This window comes from Klebsiella sp. CN_Kp073 (assembly GCF_040065495.2).
In the GTDB taxonomy this organism is placed as follows: Bacteria; Pseudomonadota; Gammaproteobacteria; order Enterobacterales; family Enterobacteriaceae; genus Klebsiella; species Klebsiella aerogenes.
Window position 1 is genome coordinate 4596131 of the sequence record NZ_CM198051.1, and the last position, 16869, is coordinate 4612999.

Sequence of the window (16869 nt, forward strand, 5' to 3'; positions counted from 1 at the left end):
ACTGTATCCACAACCGGGTTGTCATCAGCCGCGGAAAAAGAACATCTGGAGAATACTACATGGCACACTACAGCTTAACGCCGCGCGTCAAAGTGCTGGCAGACCGTTTACGCTCACAGGCAAGCACCCTGTGCACCGAGCACGCCGCGATCCTCAGCGCGCTGGATAGCGATATCGCAGGCATTCCCGCCGCCGTCAAACCGGCTCGCCGTTTCTATGAACTGATGCGCCAGCTGCCGCTGACCATCAGCGCCGACGAACTGATCGTCGGTAACCAGACCCGTAAACCGCACGGGGCGATTTTCCATGATGAAAGCGCCGCGCATCGGCCATCCGTATTCCAGTTCCTCAACCTCAACAGCGATCTCGATTCACCGGACTACAACCTGGTCGTCGAAAAAGGCGTGCTGGCGATTAAGCACCAGTTGGAAGAGAAAACCCGCGCCCTCGGTAGCGCCGTTAGCCGCAGCGGTATGGATGAAGTCAACGGCTGCCGCGCCGCCATCTACGCCTGCGACGCCCTGTTAGCGCTGGCGCAAAATCTGGCCAACAGCGCCGAACAGCTTGCGGCCGCAGAAACCAATGCTTATCGCAAAGCCGAGCTGCTCGATAGCGCGGCCATTCTGCACCACGTTCCGGCCCATCCGGCGCGTAATTTCAAAGAAGCCTGCCAGGCGTTCTATCTGTTCCAGCTGGCGCTACAGCTGGATAACGGCAGCTATGCGGTTAACCCGCACGGGGCGGATAAAGCGCTACTGCCTTACTTCCAGCGCGATATCAACAGCGGCGCGCTGAATACCCAGCAGGCCTATGAAATCGTGGAGTGCCTGTGGTTCAAGCTGGCTGAACTGAGCGAAGTCCGCGCCGCCTGCGCCATTGACGGCTATCCGATGCTCGACGCCATGCTGCACGGCGCCTCTTTTGATAACGCCGAAGTGAACGAACTCTCGGCGATGTTTATCAGCGCCCAGCGCAACCTCAGCGCGCTGAATCTGCCGGTACGTCTGTTTAGCGGCGCGCAACAGGTCAGCCACGCGCCTTTCGCCGCCTGTGCCGACACGCCGGCGATGGAAGGCTTAACTCCGCGTATGCAGCGCCTGCGTAACCACTACCTGACGGTACGCCCGAGCGTCTCTATCTACCGCGCGCTGGCCTTTACCGAAGTGGTCAAAGCCAACCCTGGCATGCCGACCATTCTGCTGCGCGCCAAAGCTTTCCGCCACGCCTGCGAAACCGCGCCGATTCTGATTCAGGACGATGAGCTGATCGTCGGCCATCCGTGCGGCAAGCCGCGCGCGGGCGCCTTCTCGCCGGATATCGCCTGGCGCTGGGTGCGCGATGAGCTCGACACCATGAGCACCCGCCCGCAGGATCCGTTTGAAATCAGCGAAGCGGATAAAAAAACCATTCGCGAAGAGATCGTCCCGTTCTGGGAAGGCCGTTCGCTGGATGAGATTTGCGAAGCGCAATACCGTGAGGCCGGCGTCTGGGCCTTCAGCGGCGAGACCTTCGTCAGCGACCTCTCCTATCACCAGATTAACGGCGGCGGCGATACCTGTCCGGGCTACGACGTGCTGCTGTTCACCAAAGGGATGAACGGCATTAAAGCCGATGCCGAGGCGCATCTGGCCGGCCTTAGCATGGAAAACCCGGAAGATATCGACCGTATCTACTACTACAAAGCGGCGATTGAAACCTGTGAAGGGGTGGTCAACTACGCCCGCCGCATTGCCGCCCACGCCCGCGAACTGGCGGCTAAAGAGCAAAACGCCCAGCGCCGCGCCGAACTGCTGACCATCGCCGACGTCAACGAAAACGTGCCGGCCAATCCGCCGAAGACCCTGCAGGAAGCGCTGCAGAGTATCTGGACCGTCGAGTCACTGTTTGAAATCGAAGAGAACCAGACCGGGCTGTCGCTGGGGCGCGTCGACCAGTACTGCTACCCGATGTTCGAAGCCGATATCCGCGAAGGCCGCCTGACCCACGACAGCGCGCTGGAGCTGCTGCAGGCGTTCATCATCAAATGTGCCGAACTGATGTGGATGTCGAGCGAGCTGGGAGCGAAATATTTCGCAGGTTATCAGCCGTTTATCAACCTCACCGTTGGCGGCCAGAAACGTAGCGGCGGCGATGCCTGTAACGATCTGACCTACCTGATTATGGACGCGGTGCGCTTTGTGAAGGTTTATCAGCCGTCGCTGGCCTGCCGTATCCACAACCAGTCGCCGCAGAAATACATGGAAAAAATCGTCGACGTGGTGAAAGCAGGAATGGGCTTCCCGGCCTGCCACTTTGATGACTCCCACATCAAGATGATGCTGCGCAAAGGCTTCGATTTTGAAGACGCCCGCGACTACTGCCTGATGGGCTGCGTTGAGCCGCAAAAATCCGGGCGCATCTACCAGTGGACCTCCACCGGCTACACCCAGTGGCCTATCGCTATCGAATTCGTGCTCAACCGCGGGCGGATGGTGCTGTTCGATAGCTATCAGGGGCTGGATACCGGCGACCTGCGCGACCTGCGCACCTTCGAAGATTTCGACGCGGCGGTGAAACAGCAGATCGCCCACATCGTGCGCCTGTCGGCCATCGGCACCGTCATCAGCCAGCGCGTCCACCGCGATGTGGCGCCGAAGCCGCTGATGTCGCTGCTGGTCGAAGGCTGCATGGAGAGCGGCAAAGATGTCGCCGCAGGCGGCGCGATGGTCAACCACGGTCCGGGGCTGATTTTCTCCGGCCTGGCGACCTACGTCGACTCGATGGCAGCGATCCGCAAGCTGGTGTTCGAAGAGAAGAAATACACCCTTGAGCAGATCCGCGATGCGCTGCTGGCCAACTTTGAAGGTTACGAAGCGCTGCGCCGCGACTGCCTGAACGCGCCGAAATACGGTAACGACGATAACTACGTCGACCAGTACGCGCTGGATATTACCGAATGGACCGAGAAAGAGTGCCGTAAATACAAAATGCTCTACTCGACCCTGAGCCACGGCACCCTGTCTATCTCCAACAATACGCCAATCGGCGAGCTGACCAACGCCACGCCTAACGGCCGCCTGGCGTGGATGCCGCTCTCCGACGGCATCAGCCCGACTCAGGGCGCGGATAAACAAGGCCCGACGGCGATTATCAAGTCGGTCAGCAAGATGAACGTGGAAACCATGAACATCGGCATGGTGCACAACTTCAAGTTCCTCAAAGGGCTACTGGATACCCCTGAAGGTCGCCACGGCTTGATTACCTTGCTGCGTACCGCCTCGATTCTTGGCAACGGCCAGATGCAGTTCAGCTACGTCGATAACGAAGTGCTGAAGAAGGCGCAGCAGGAGCCGGAGAAATACCGCGACCTGATCGTTCGCGTCGCCGGCTACAGCGCCTACTTCGTTGAGCTGTGCAAAGAGGTCCAGGACGAGATCATCAGCCGTACGGTGATTGAGAAGTTCTAGTTCTCTTAAAGAGAATTAAATGAGCTGTATTTGAGAAATAACCGGAAGTTCTCCGTCCCGTAACGGGACGGAGCGGGAGGCAAGCGTGATCGCAAAACAAGAATTAACGGGCCGAATTTTCAATATCCAGAAATATTCGATCTATGACGGCGATGGCATTCGCACGCTGGTGTTTTTTAAGGGCTGCAACATTCGCTGCCCGTGGTGCGCCAACCCGGAAGGGCTGAGCAGCCAGTTCCAGGTGATGTTCTCGCACGACAAATGCATTAACTGCGGCGACTGCGTCAGCGTCTGTCCGGCGGGTATTCATTATCGGGCGGAAGAAAACGGCGAAATGAAGCACTTCGTCGACCGCAACAAAGACTGCATCGGCTGTCGCAAATGCGAAGAGATTTGCACCCAGAACGCGCTGGACATTATGGGCAAGGACGTCACCGTCAGCGAGCTGATGGAGATCATCATGCAGGACTACGACTTCTACATCTCCTCCGGCGGCGGCGTGACCATCGGCGGCGGCGAGATGAGTCTGCAGACCGATTTTGCCGTCGCCTTATTTAGCGAATGCAAAAAAATGATGATTAACACCGCCGTCGAAACCCAGGGCACCACTCCGCTTGCCAACTACCAGAAGCTGGCGCCGGTCACCGACACCTTCTTGTTCGACATAAAGCAGATTAACAGCGAGTACCACAAGGCGATGCTCGGCATCGGCAACGAAGGGATCCGCCGCAATCTCGAATGGCTGGTGGATTCCGGCGCCAATGTGATTGTGCGCATGCCGCTCATTCGCGGCTACAACGACTCATTCGACGCCATTACCGGCGCCATTGATTACGTACAGAAGCTGGCGAAGCGCGGGAATATCCGCCGCATCGACATGCTGCCGTACCACCAGTTGGGGCGCAAAAAATACGAACGCCTGGATATGCCCTACCCGATTACCCAGGACCCGTCTTATTCACCGGACGAACTGGACCGGCTGGAAACCTTCTTCCAGCAATTTGATTTTGATATTCGCTTAGTCCGCCATTAACAGGAGCCGACCATGAAAAGTTTAGGCGTAATTGAAACGCGAGGATGGGTCGCCGCCATTCAGGCCGTCGACGCCGCCTGTAAAGCCGCGGGAGTGACCTGCATTGGCTATCGCAAACCAGGCTCCGGGCTGGTGAGCGTCTGCTTTGAAGGGGAAATCAGCGCCATCCACACCGCTATCGAGCGCGGCGTGGCGGTGGCTGGCGCCGAGCACACCGTGAAGTCGCTGGTCATTGCCCGTCCGGAGCGCTGCGTGGTTGAAGCGTTAAGCAACCTCAAAGGCAACCCGCCGCCTGCGAAAAAAGCGGCCGAACCTGTGGTTATCGCCGCCCCGGACCCCATCGTTCCGCCTGCCGCCCCGAACGAAGCGGAAGATAAGCATCCGGCGCTGAAGAAAGGGAAGAAGTCATGATCGACACCTTGCTTCGCGAAAAAATCACCGTTCGCCTGAGCGCAACGGCGCCGGCGATCCCGGTGGGGATCTCCAACCGCCACGTTCATCTCGCGCAACAGGACGTCGAGGCGCTATTCGGCAAAGGCTACAGCCTGACGCCGTTCAAACCGCTGCGCCAGCCGGGGCAGTTCGCCGCCCAGGAGTGCGTGACCGTTGTCGGGCCGAAGGGCTCGCTGACCAACGTCCGCGTGCTGGGGCCAACCCGCCCGCTATCGCAGCTGGAAGTGTCGCGCGCCGACTGCTTCACGCTGGGGATTAAGGCGCCAGTTCGTGAGTCCGGCCAGTTGGAGAATGCCGGCAGCGCGCTGCTGATTGGCCCCGCAGGCCACGTTGAACTCCATTCGCAGGTGATCTGCGCCTGGCGCCATATTCATATGTCGCCGCAGGACGCGCGCCGACTCAACGTTAGCAATGGCCAGAAGGTCAGCGTGCGCAGCAACGGCGAGCGCCAGCTAACTTTCGATGAAGTGGTGGTGCGGGTGCGCGATGACTTCGCGCTGGAGTTTCACATTGACACCGAAGAAGCCAATGCCGCCGGGTTGAAAAACGGCGCGCAGGTGACGCTCATCGGCTAACGGAGGCTCGCCATGACCGACGAACAGATTGAAGGTTTAGTCGCGCGGATTTTACAGCGCCTGCAACCGCCGGTACTGGTGATGGTGACCGCCGCTGACGGCTACCGCGCGGCAATCCGCCAGCGCCTGGCAAGCTGCGGCTACCCGCTGCGCCTCGCGCTGGAGGATGGTCTCGCCGACGCCGCCGCGTGGCGAGAGGTGGGCGAGATTATCCCGTCATCGACCTGGCAGGATGCCCTGCCGTCAGCGCCGTGGCGGGCGGTACTGCTGCCGTTTCTCGATTACCCGCTGGCTTCAGACCTGCTGAACGGCACGCGCAGCAGCCCGCTCGCCCGCTGCGCGCACGAGGCGCTGCTGAAGGGTATTCCCGTGCTGGCGCTGCGCTATCACTGCGATCCGCTCAGCGAACTCAACCAGCTACGCGGCGCGCAGGCCGACAGCGCCTATACCGGGCATCTGCAGGCCACGCTGGCTCGTCTGGAGGCCTGCGGCGTCTTCCTCGGCACCATGAATGAGCTGCTGGCGACGCTGGACGCGCCCACCGCGCCTGCCGCCACCAGCAGCGAACCGCGCCGTTATCTCACCGTCACAGACGTGGTGAATAATCCGGCGCTGGCGGCGGCCCCGCACGCGCAGCTGACCGATGCGGCCATTGATTATTTAAAAAACAGAAAGATATGACCTTACCCAACTATGAACCTGGAGCTTAACGATGTCTTCGAAAACAAAATGCTGGTTATGGATGCTGCTGGTTATCCTCTCCGAAACCTCAGCAACCTCGACGTTAAAAATGTTCGGTAGCAGCGAAGGCAGCACAAAAATGCTGCTGCTCGGCCTGCTGATTGCGCTCTACTGCACCTGCTATTACTCGCTCTCAAGGGCGGTGAAAGATATCCCGGTCGGCCTGGCGTACGCCACCTGGTCCGGCACCGGTATCCTGGTGGTCTCGACGCTGGGAATGGCATTCTACGGCCAGCACCCGGATACCGCCGCCATCATCGGCATGGCGGTGATCGCCAGCGGCATCGTTATCATGAACCTGTTCTCGAAGATGGGTTCCGAAGAGAGCGAAGAGGCTGCACCCGTCACGCCAGTCGCCTCCATGGATAAGAAAATCGCCAACTAACAGGAAAGGAATACCCTATGTTTAATCTCGGATTTTTATGGCTGGCGCTGTCTATCGGCTCCGAAATCACCGGCACCTCGATGATCAAAAAGACCAACGGCTTCAGCAAGCTGGCGCCTTCAGTGCTGGTGGTCTGCGCCTACGGCCTGTGCTACTTCGCCCTCACCCGCGCGATGAGCACCATCCCGGTGGGCGTAGCCTACTCGTTGTGGTGCGGCTTCGGTATCGTCGGCGTGACGATCTGCTCCATGATCCTCTATAAGCAGAAGCCGGACCTGGCGGCCATTATCGCCATGGCGCTAATTATCTCCGGCGGCGTGATCATGAACGTCTTCTCGACCATGTAACAACGGTTTGTTTATCTTGCCGGGCGGCGGCTACGCCTTGCCCGGCCTACCGTAAATTCACCATGCTGGCTGAAACCGCCAGTGTTGGTAACCTCAAAATCGCTGAGACGCTCTCGCAAGAAATCCGCACTATACCCACTCTTTTCTTACTTACGCTGGTAGGTTATTTTGTAGGTGTCATCCGGAATATTCCTAATTTATTACTATCTTAAGAGCATTACTCTTGATCCCTCATCTTAAGAGCATTAGGTGCATGGAGAAAAAGGATGACATTTCCAGGACAATTTTCAAAAGCTCTACCTGATTATGGCTTTGCCCGAAGTTTAGGCCTTGTCAGCGGCGCTGAAATTGATTTCATAGCTCTTGCTAACCAGTTGGATTGTTATAGAAACTTTAGCCAAGTTGGGATAATTTATTCAGATGGTTCTCGTCAGTGGTTAGTAAGGCCATCAAGACGGATCGCAACGCCAAATGAAAGCTCGGTAAGCCACGTCGTTGTAACGAAAGTAACCACTTCAGCAAATAATCCAGCCCAGCTAACGACGAATGCAATTCAGTCATCTTCCTTAGTTACTGAAATCGGTTCAACAGCCATTTCCTGCGGAGCAGCAATTCTCACTATCATACTTTCTGTTGGTGCAAGCATGGCGATTCCTCTCACCGCAGGCACCTCAAGTGCAGTTGCTGCTGTAATTATCGCTGGTGGCGTAGCAACAGGAATCCAATGTGCAAATGGCCTCGGGCGCCTTTCATTAATTGCCATGAACCATGATGACTATGTAGCATGGCTTGACTCTCATGAGTGGTATACGGCAACCAATACAGCACTTGATATGATCTCACTTGCCGGGGCTGGTGCTGGTTTAAAAAGCGCCATGCTAACATATCGATTACTTAATCGGTCTACGTCGGAAAGTTTACTTTCTTTATTAAAAAAAATGAACCGAGCCGACCGAACACGATTGACGGAGGAAATTATTCGAATTAGAAACCCCGGAATCTCTAATTCTGGTATCAAAGTGGCAATGAAAGCTGGCATCTATCCCAAGCGTTATCCTTCGGAAGCCTTACAGATGCTCTTGCAACGAGAATTAATGAATGCCATTGCCAACTCCTCGGCATTTTTTGGTAGCGCGATCTCGGGCACCATCAGGAACCCTCAGAATATGACACAATCTGGGAAGTATATTTTTGGCTTAATTCAGTCGTTTTCATTCACTGGACCACATTGATCCGACAATGATGAAATATATTAAGAAGAGCCTCGTGTTGAGCGCTATCATCAAGAAAAAACTGGCAACCAGCGATCTGCAATACCTGGAACAACTAAAGGATCGGTTAAAAAGCCGATTCGGCGCGGCGCCTGGTATACACATGGCCGGTATTCCTATCGCGATCAGCATGATACTTGCTATCTTTTGCTACGCGATGCCCCAGGTTTATGTATGGATGCTACTCTTTCGCTGGTTAGGAATACCTGAATACAAAGTACTGATGGGCGTTTTTTTTGCAGCGATCGTATATTGCGTAGTTATCATGACTACAACGTTACTGACTGCTCGAGGCTCTTTAAACGGATATAAATTACATCTGATTATTATCACGATGACAGGAATAACTAGCATTATCTACTTTATCGGTTCCTGGTTTTCATTTTTATTCGGCACGGTAGACAATTATACGCCACAGATAACATCTGCTTTAGGTTTGATGTTTTTCTGCCTGAATATCATGTGGATGAATTCATCATCATTTTACCAGTCGATCGTCTTGACGTTACATAACCGCGTATGGCGTAAGCAATTGAAAATTGAAGAACAGCATATGTGATCCTCCCAGTCAGAGGTACCAAATTCAGCAAAACCTGCTTACGAGCAGGATTTCAGATTGCTGAGTAATACTTTGTACGCAACAGGTTTACCCCGCCGTGATTTCGTGGCAGGATAAAAAGATGAACAGAAACGTTATCGTTACCTACCCCCGTCGTTGGTGGCTGCCTGCATAACAGGCGGCACGATACACGTTTCCATTTTCAAAGCCGCCGGAAGGCGGCTTTGTTATTTCCAGGACGTCTTTCGGCTGAACAGTCTGATAAGGAGTCCCTGATGAACCATCCACAAACCATCCTCACCGGCGACCGCCCGACCGGCCAACTACATCTTGGCCACTACGTCGGCTCGCTGCGCCAGCGCGTCACGCTGCAGCACGACCACCAGCAGTTTATCCTGATCGCCGACCTGCAAGGGCTCACCGATAACGGCAGCAACCCGCAAAAAATCAGCCACCATATCCTCGAAGTCATGGCCGATTATCTGGCCGTCGGCATCGACCCCAGGCTCACCACTATTTGCCTGCAGTCCGCTCTGCCCGCGCTGGCGGAGCTCAGCGCGCTGTATATGAATATCGTCACCGTCGCTCGCGTGGAACGTAATCCGACGGTAAAAAATGAGATTGCCCAGAAGGGATTCGCCCGCTCGCTGCCGGTTGGCTTTCTCGCCTATCCGATTAGCCAGGCCGCCGATATCACCGCCTTCAAGGCCGAGCTGGTGCCGGTGGGCGACGATCAGCTACCGATGATTGAGCAGACCAACGAAATCGTCCACAAAATGAATAGCCTCACCGGCGAACCGGTACTGCGCCACTGCAAAGCGCTACTCAGCGAAGTGAGCCGCCTGCCGGGCGTCGACGGTAATGCCAAAATGTCGAAATCGCTGGGCAATACGCTGACGTTATCGGCCAGTGAAGAGGAGATTCACCGCGCGGTCAGCGCGATGTATACCGACCCGACACACCTGAGAGTCTGCGATCCGGGGCATGTCGACGGCAACGTAGTGTTCACCTATCTCGACGCTTTCCATAGCGATAAGGCGCTGGTTGCTGAGATGAAAGCCCACTATCAGCGCGGCGGGCTGGGCGATCGCCAGTGTAAGAATGAACTGGAAACCTGCTTGCAGGAGCTACTGGCGCCGATCCGCGAACGCCGGGCCACTTACAGTCAGGATAAAGGAATGCTGCTGGAATTGTTGCGCCAGGGCAGCGAACGCGCCCACCAGCTCACGCAGCGGACGCTGCATGAAGTGAAGCGCGGGCTGGGGCTGCCGGTGCTGTTCTGAGCTTCAGAGCCCTGCCCCGGTCGTGCTACGTTTACCGGGGCTCGTTTTACACCCTGCCTTTATGCATCTTCACGCAGTTGCGCCCCTCGCGTTTGGCGGCGTACAGAGCATTATCGGCATCGCGCAACAGCAGGTTGTAATCGGGATGGCCGGAGTGCACGGCGTAGCCAATGCTGGCGGTGATCGGGATCTGCGTATCGCCGCCAACGTTAAACGCCAGTTGGCTAATTTTCTTCCGCAGGCGGTCGAGGATGGTAAACGCTTCTGACACGCCGGTCTCCACCAGCACCAGCAGAAACTCTTCCCCGCCGTAGCGGAAGATATAGTCGCTGGAACGGATATTGTCGCTGAGCAGTTCCGCGACATGTTTAATCGCCCGGTCGCCGACCATATGGCCCCAGTTATCGTTAATGCCTTTGAAATGGTCGATGTCGACGATCGCCACCGTCATCGGCAACTCATACTCCATCGCCAGCGTCACTTCATGCTTGAGCACCACCGGCAAATAGCGGCGGTTAAGCAGACTGGTTAATGCATCTTTGCCGTTTTGCATCTGCGACAGGCTGCTAAAAATTACGCCCAGTTGGCTGCCGATTTGCTGGCAATGAATATGGATCCCCTGAATCAGGTTTTGTGTATTTTTATAATCCATGGCAGAGGCGGATGCCCGCCATCCTATTAATAAATCGTCGACCTGAGAAATTAATGCGGCGATTTCGTCCATCTGGCTATTTTTGTTAAAATAGCGTACGCATTTATGGCGGAACCAGAGACCAAATTCCGATTCAGATAATAACGTAGCGTTAGTATGCGCTTTATTTTCGCTAACAATATTAAAAATTGCCGTATTTTCCCAACCGGAAAGCGCCGCCTGCTGTTTGCCATATTCCATCGGGACATTGTCCATCAAACTATACAGGCGATAAGCCTCTTCGTTTTTGGTCGCCCGATAGTGCGATAAGGTATAGGCATGGCACATCATCTCAACGGCCATATTAATCGCCATAATAGCGTAATAGATGGCATCGACGGCAATCTGGCGGTCGTTAACGTGGCTGCGGATATACTCAATAAGCCCGGCCTTAATTTGCCGGGCGCCGCGCAGCACCGCCTCCGCCGGGATACCGATCCGCGCGTGGATGCTGCCAATCTGATATTGCCGTTCCGCCAGCGCCGGCAACTGCGCTTTGTCGCTGGTCAGGATCTCCTTCACCCATAGCGCCAGCGAGCGGCTCAGTCTTTCCTGAACTAAATCATAAGTCAGGTGGCGGGCAATATCCGGATCCTGAAAAATAAAATCATAAAACCGGGCCGCTAACGCTTCCGATTGCTCCTCTGCGATATTTTTAAGTACCTCCTTAACGGCTGGCGTCAGGCTGTCATACAGCGGTAGCCACTCCTTAAAAATAACAGAGATATATTTTTTGCTTTCATCGTTCATGAATAAAGCGCTCGCCGGGCGTTAGTCTATTTCGGGGTTGCCGATCATACATGAGTTGCCGCAGGTCAACCAGACGAAGAAAATCATAGGGATAGCGTATTTCTCAGTCATTATAGCGAGGGGGTCGCAATTCCATAGTTTATATATGGACTTTGACGCTACCGATGTTAGTATCCAGATTATAAATATGCGTGTTTCATTTAAGGCCAGGATTGCTGATGATGACCACTCTAAAAGCACATCTTCCCCACCGGTTGGCAACGTAACAGGATTTTGCGCCGGACGGCCTTATCTCCCTTTTGTTTTATCGTCCCGCCGGGCGAAATAGCGAAACGCGCACCACTCAGCAATATGGAACAGAGCGAGTCGCGTATGGACAAGAACAAACGACGTTGGACCGGGTATATCGTAGTTGCAGCGGTGGTCATCGCCGCCGCATGGTGGATGTTGCGCCCGGCTGGGCTACCGCCGGGCTTCGCCGCCAGTAATGGCCGCATCGAGGCGACGGAAGTCGATATCGCCACCAAAATTGCCGGGCGTATCGAGACGATTCTGGTCAAAGAGGGGCAGTTCGTCCATAAAGGCGATGTGCTGGCGCGGATGGATACGCGGGTGCTCAATGAGCAGCGCCTCGAAGCCGCCGCGCAAATCAAAGAAGCGCAAAGCGCGGTTGCCGCCGCCAACGCGTTACTCGACCAGCGGCAGAGCGAAATGCGCGCCACCGAAGCGGTGGTGAAACAGCGCCAGGCGGAGCTAGACTCCACCGCTAAACGTCACGTCCGTTCCAGCACTCTTTCACAGCGCGGCGCCGTCTCCGCTCAGCAGCTGGATGACGATCGCGCGGCCGCTGAAAGCGCCCGCGCGGCGCTGGAATCGGCGAAAGCGCAGGTCTCCGCCGCCCGCGCCGCCATCGAGGCTGCCCGCACCAGCATCATCCAGGCTAAAACCCGCGTTGAAGCCGCCGAAGCCACCGAGCGGCGGATCCTCGCCGATATTGACGATAGCCAGCTGAAAGCGCCGCGCGACGGCCGCATCCAGTACCGCGTCGCCGAACCAGGCGAAGTGCTGGCCGCCGGGGGGCGGGTATTAAACATGGTCGACCTGGCAGACGTCTATATGACCTTCTTCCTGCCAACGGAACAGGCGGGTCTCCTGGCGCTCGGCAGTGAAGCGCGCTTGATCCTGGATGCCGCGCCAGATCTAGTGATCCCGGCAAATATCAGCTTTGTCGCCAGCGTCGCGCAATTCACCCCAAAAACGGTAGAAACCAGCGACGAGCGGCTCAAGCTGATGTTCCGCGTCAAGGCGCGCATTCCGCCAGAGCTGCTGGAACAGCATCTGGAATATGTCAAAACCGGCCTGCCTGGGATGGCCTGGGTACGACTGGATAAGCAGAAAAGCTGGCCTGAAGCGCTGACGGTGAGGTTGCCGCAATGAAACTCACGCCGCAGGATACTTCGCCTCCCGTCGCCCTGCTGGAAAACGTTGGCCAGCAGTTTGGCGCCACCATCGCGTTGCGCGATATCAACCTGGCGATCCCGGCGCGGCGTATGGTTGGCCTGATTGGCCCGGACGGGGTCGGCAAATCAAGCCTGCTCTCGCTTATCGCCGGGGCGCGGGCCATCGAGCAGGGTAACGTGATGGTGCTCGGCGGCGATATGCGCGACGTTCGTCACCGCCAGCAGGTATGCCCGAAAATCGCCTGGATGCCGCAGGGTTTGGGGAAAAACCTGTACCATACGTTATCGGTCTATGAAAATGTCGACTTCTTCGCCCGCCTGTTTGGTCACGATAAAGCCGAGCGTGAACTACGCATCAACGAACTGCTGCAGAGCACCGGGCTGGCGCCGTTTCGCGATCGCCCCGCCGGTAAACTCTCCGGTGGAATGAAACAAAAGCTCGGGCTGTGCTGTGCGCTGATCCACGACCCGCAGCTACTCATCCTTGATGAACCGACTACCGGCGTCGACCCGCTCTCCCGCGCGCAGTTCTGGGATCTAATCGACAGCATTCGCCAGCGCCAGCCGGAAATGAGCGTACTGGTCGCTACCGCCTACATGGAAGAGGCCGAGCGCTTCGACTGGCTGGTGGCGATGAACGCCGGCGAGATACTGGCGACCGGTAGCGCGGCGGCGCTCAAAAAACAAACCGGCAGCCAGACCCTGGAGCAGGCGTTTATCGCCTTGCTGCCGGAAGCGCAGCGCCTGGCGCATAAAGACGTGGTCATTCCGCCGCGCGACGGCAGCGAGGAAGAGATCGCCATTGAAGCGCGCGGCCTGACGATGCGCTTCGGCAACTTTGTCGCCGTCGACCACGTTAACTTTCGTATCGCCCGTGGCGAAATTTTTGGCTTCCTCGGCTCTAACGGCTGCGGCAAATCCACCACCATGAAAATGCTCACCGGCCTGTTGCCCGCCAGCGAAGGCGAGGCCTGGCTGTTTGGCCAACCGGTCGACCCGAAAGATATCGCCACCCGCCAGCGAGTGGGTTATATGTCGCAGGCTTTCTCGCTCTATAGCGAACTGAGCGTACGGCAAAACCTGGAGCTGCACGCCCGCTTGTTTCACATTCCGGATCATGAAATAGCCAGCCGGGTCGCTGAAATGAGCGAGCGTTTTATGTTGACCGAGGTTGAAGACGCGCTCCCCGCCGCTCTACCGCTGGGGATCCGCCAGCGCCTGTCATTAGCGGTCGCGGTAATTCATCGCCCGGAGATGCTGATCCTCGATGAACCCACCTCCGGCGTCGACCCGGTGGCGCGCGATATGTTCTGGCAACTGATGGTTGACCTGGCGCGGCAGGATCGCGTCACCATCTTCATCTCCACCCACTTTATGAATGAGGCGGAACGCTGCGATCGCATCTCGCTGATGCACGCCGGCAAAGTGCTGGCCAGCGATACGCCGCAGGCGCTGGTTGAGCAACGTGGCTCCGCCAGCCTCGAAGAGGCGTTTATCGCCTGGCTGCAGGAGGCGGCGGATGCCACACAGCCGACCGTTTCTGTCTCTACAACGCCCGCGCCGCCTGCTGTCGCATCACACCACAAGAACGCGTCCCCACGCCAGTCATTCAGCCTGCGCCGCCTGTTTAGCTATAGCCGCCGCGAAGCGCTGGAACTGCGCCGCGATCCGGTACGATCGACGCTGGCGCTGCTGGGAACGGTGATCCTGATGTTTATCATGGGCTATGGGATCAGCATGGATGTCGAGGATCTGCGCTTTGCCGTCCTCGACCGCGATCAAACGATCAGCAGCCAGAACTGGTCGCAGAACATTGCTGGCTCACGCTACTTTATCGAGCAGGCGCCACTGCAGAGTTATGACGAATTGGATCGTCGAATGCGTAACGGCGAGCTGGCGGTAGCGATAGAAATTCCGCCGAACTTTGGCCGCGATATCGCTCGCGGTACGCCGGTGCAGATTGGCGTGTGGGTGGACGGCGCAATGCCAAATCGCGCCGAAACGGTGCGCGGGTACGTGCAGGCGATGCATCTGGCCTGGCTGCAGGAGATGGCCGGGCGGCAAAGTAGCCCGAATCGTGATACTTCGCTCATTTCCATCGAGACCCGCTATCGCTATAACCCGGACGTGAAGAGCCTGCCGGCCATCGTCCCGGCGGTGATCCCGCTGCTGCTGATGATGATCCCGGCGATGCTCAGCGCGCTGAGCGTGGTGCGGGAAAAAGAGCTCGGTTCGATCATCAACCTGTACGTGACGCCGACCACCCGCAGCGAATTCCTGCTCGGCAAACAGCTGCCTTACATCGTGTTGGGGATGTTTAACTTTTTTCTGCTGTGCGCGCTGTCGGTCTTCGTGTTTGGCGTCGCGCATAAGGGGAGTTTCCTGACCCTCACCCTGGCGGCGCTGCTGTATGTCACCATCTCCACCGGGCTGGGATTGCTGATCTCGACATTTATGAAGAGCCAAATCGCCGCCATTTTCGGTACCGCGATTATTACGCTGATTCCGGCCACCCAATTCTCCGGGATGATCGACCCGGTGGCGTCTCTGGAGGGGCCAGGTCGCTGGATCGGACAAATCTACCCGACCAGCCATTTCCTGACCATCGCCCGCGGTACCTTCTCCAAGGCACTGAATATTAGTGATTTGTGGGTTTCGTTCATTCCACTATTGATTGCGGTGCCGCTGGTGCTCGGGCTGAGCGTGTTGCTGCTGAAGAAACAGGAGGGATGATGCGCGGATTACGCAATATTTATAACCTCGGCGTCAAAGAGCTGCGCAGCCTGCTCGGCGATAAAGCGATGCTGGCGCTGATCGTGTTTGCTTTTACCGTGTCGGTTTACTCCTCGGCCACGGTAATGCCCGGCTCTCTACACCTGGCGCCTATCGCTATTGCCGATATGGATAAATCACAGCTCTCATCGCGGATCATTAACGGCTTTTATCGGCCATGGTTTTTAACGCCAGAGTTGATCAGCGCCGATGAAATGGATGCCGGGCTGGATGCCGGACGATACACATTCGCCATTAATATTCCGCCAAACTTCCAGCGCGATGTGCTAGCCGGTCGTCAGCCGGAGGTGCAGGTCAACGTCGACGCCACGCGAATGAGCCAGGCCTTTACCGGCAACGGCTATATCCAGAATATTATCAGCGGTGAAGTGAACAGCTTTGTTGCCCGCTATCGCGACAACAGTACGCTGCCAGTGGAGCTGGCGGTGAGGATGCGCTTTAACCCTAACCTTGAACAAGAGCGCTTCGGCGCGGTGATGGCGATTATCAACAACATCACCATGCTGGCCATTGTCCTCACCGGTTCGGCGCTTATCCGCGAGCGAGAGCACGGCACCATTGAGCACCTGCTGGTGATGCCGGTAACGCCGTTTGAGATAATGATGGCCAAGATATGGTCGATGGGTCTGGTGGTGCTGGTTGTCTCCGGGCTGTCGCTACTGCTTATGGTACAGGGAGTGTTGCAGGTGCCGATTGAAGGGTCGATCCCGCTGTTTATGCTGGGGGTAGCGCTCAGCCTGTTCGCCACCACCTCCATCGGCATTTTTATGGGCACGCTCGCCCGTTCTATGCCGCAACTGGGGCTACTGATGATCCTGGTGCTGCTGCCGCTGCAGATGCTCTCCGGCGGATCCACGCCACGGGAGAGTATGCCGCAGCTGGTTCAGGACATTATGTTGACCATGCCGACCACCCACTTCGTCAGCCTCGCGCAGGCGATACTGTACCGCGGCGCCAGCTTTGCCATCGTCTGGCCGCAGTTTTTAATTTTGTTCGCTATCGGCAGTGCTTTCTTTACCATTGCGCTGCTGCGTTTTCGCAAGACAATTGGTGAGATGGCATAAACCTGAACCGGGCGCTGC

At 56.7% G+C, this 16869-nt stretch carries 14 protein-coding genes; 13 read left to right on the top strand and 1 reads right to left on the bottom strand.

Annotation, left to right across the window (positions count from 1 at the left end; genetic code table 11):
* Nucleotides 1-59: 59 nt before the first annotated feature.
* From cutC to trpS, 10 genes are all read left to right on the top strand, one after another.
* The gene (gene cutC, locus ABLV66_RS22165) at nt 60-3446 is read left to right on the top strand and encodes a choline trimethylamine-lyase (RefSeq protein ID WP_213292803.1); all 3387 of its coding nucleotides are present in this window, start codon (nt 60-62) and stop codon (nt 3444-3446) included.
* An 85-nt stretch (nt 3447-3531) separates the two neighbouring features.
* Nucleotides 3532-4479, top strand: a complete 948-nt coding sequence (gene cutD, locus ABLV66_RS22170; protein ID WP_126027708.1) for a choline TMA-lyase-activating enzyme — start codon at nt 3532-3534, stop codon at nt 4477-4479.
* 12 nt (nt 4480-4491) lie between these two features.
* Nucleotides 4492-4890 carry a BMC domain-containing protein gene (locus ABLV66_RS22175; RefSeq protein ID WP_348876352.1) on the top strand — a complete coding sequence of 133 codons (399 nt, stop codon included), beginning with the start codon at nt 4492-4494 and terminating at the stop codon, nt 4888-4890.
* Nucleotides 4887-5507, top strand: coding sequence for a phosphate propanoyltransferase (locus tag ABLV66_RS22180; RefSeq protein WP_047043816.1), 621 nt, complete (start codon nt 4887-4889; stop codon nt 5505-5507). The genes ABLV66_RS22175 and ABLV66_RS22180 overlap by 4 nt, the downstream gene beginning before the upstream one ends.
* Nucleotides 5508-5519: 12 nt before the next feature.
* A complete protein-coding gene (locus ABLV66_RS22185) occupies nt 5520-6188 on the top strand; it encodes a hypothetical protein (protein WP_242814343.1) in 669 nt (222 codons plus the stop codon).
* Nucleotides 6189-6219: 31 nt separating this feature from the next.
* Nucleotides 6220-6633 carry a DMT family transporter gene (locus ABLV66_RS22190; protein ID WP_047043812.1) on the top strand — a complete coding sequence of 138 codons (414 nt, stop codon included), beginning with the start codon at nt 6220-6222 and terminating at the stop codon, nt 6631-6633.
* 17 nt (nt 6634-6650) lie between these two features.
* On the top strand, nt 6651-6980 hold the full coding sequence (locus ABLV66_RS22195; RefSeq protein WP_004204123.1) for a DMT family transporter: 330 nt from the start codon (nt 6651-6653) through the stop codon (nt 6978-6980).
* A 266-nt stretch (nt 6981-7246) separates the two neighbouring features.
* On the top strand, nt 7247-8212 hold the full coding sequence (gene ssp4, locus ABLV66_RS22200) for an Ssp4 family T6SS effector (RefSeq protein WP_047043810.1): 966 nt from the start codon (nt 7247-7249) through the stop codon (nt 8210-8212).
* A 7-nt stretch (nt 8213-8219) separates the two neighbouring features.
* The gene (locus ABLV66_RS22205) at nt 8220-8810 is read left to right on the top strand and encodes a hypothetical protein (protein ID WP_348876350.1); all 591 of its coding nucleotides are present in this window, start codon (nt 8220-8222) and stop codon (nt 8808-8810) included.
* A 275-nt stretch (nt 8811-9085) separates the two neighbouring features.
* Nucleotides 9086-10093 carry a tryptophan--tRNA ligase gene (gene trpS, locus ABLV66_RS22210; RefSeq protein WP_348876349.1) on the top strand — a complete coding sequence of 336 codons (1008 nt, stop codon included), beginning with the start codon at nt 9086-9088 and terminating at the stop codon, nt 10091-10093.
* Nucleotides 10094-10139: 46 nt separating this feature from the next.
* On the opposite strand, the gene ABLV66_RS22215 is transcribed toward trpS, so the two are convergent.
* The gene (locus ABLV66_RS22215) at nt 10140-11534 is read right to left on the bottom strand and encodes a diguanylate cyclase (RefSeq protein WP_348876347.1); all 1395 of its coding nucleotides are present in this window, start codon (nt 11532-11534) and stop codon (nt 10140-10142) included.
* Between the two features lie 372 nt (nt 11535-11906).
* Between ABLV66_RS22215 and ABLV66_RS22220 the strand changes: the two genes are divergently transcribed.
* From ABLV66_RS22220 to ABLV66_RS22230, 3 genes are read left to right on the top strand one after another with little or no spacing between them, the layout of a single operon-like run.
* Nucleotides 11907-12971: an HlyD family secretion protein gene (locus tag ABLV66_RS22220; RefSeq protein ID WP_045395428.1), complete on the top strand. Its 1065-nt coding sequence runs from the start codon at nt 11907-11909 to the stop codon at nt 12969-12971.
* Nucleotides 12968-15727, top strand: coding sequence for a ribosome-associated ATPase/putative transporter RbbA (gene rbbA, locus ABLV66_RS22225; protein WP_348876345.1), 2760 nt, complete (start codon nt 12968-12970; stop codon nt 15725-15727). The genes ABLV66_RS22220 and rbbA overlap by 4 nt, the downstream gene beginning before the upstream one ends.
* On the top strand, nt 15727-16851 hold the full coding sequence (locus ABLV66_RS22230; RefSeq protein ID WP_315712896.1) for an ABC transporter permease: 1125 nt from the start codon (nt 15727-15729) through the stop codon (nt 16849-16851). The genes rbbA and ABLV66_RS22230 overlap by 1 nt, the downstream gene beginning before the upstream one ends.
* Nucleotides 16852-16869: the final 18 nt, after the last annotated feature.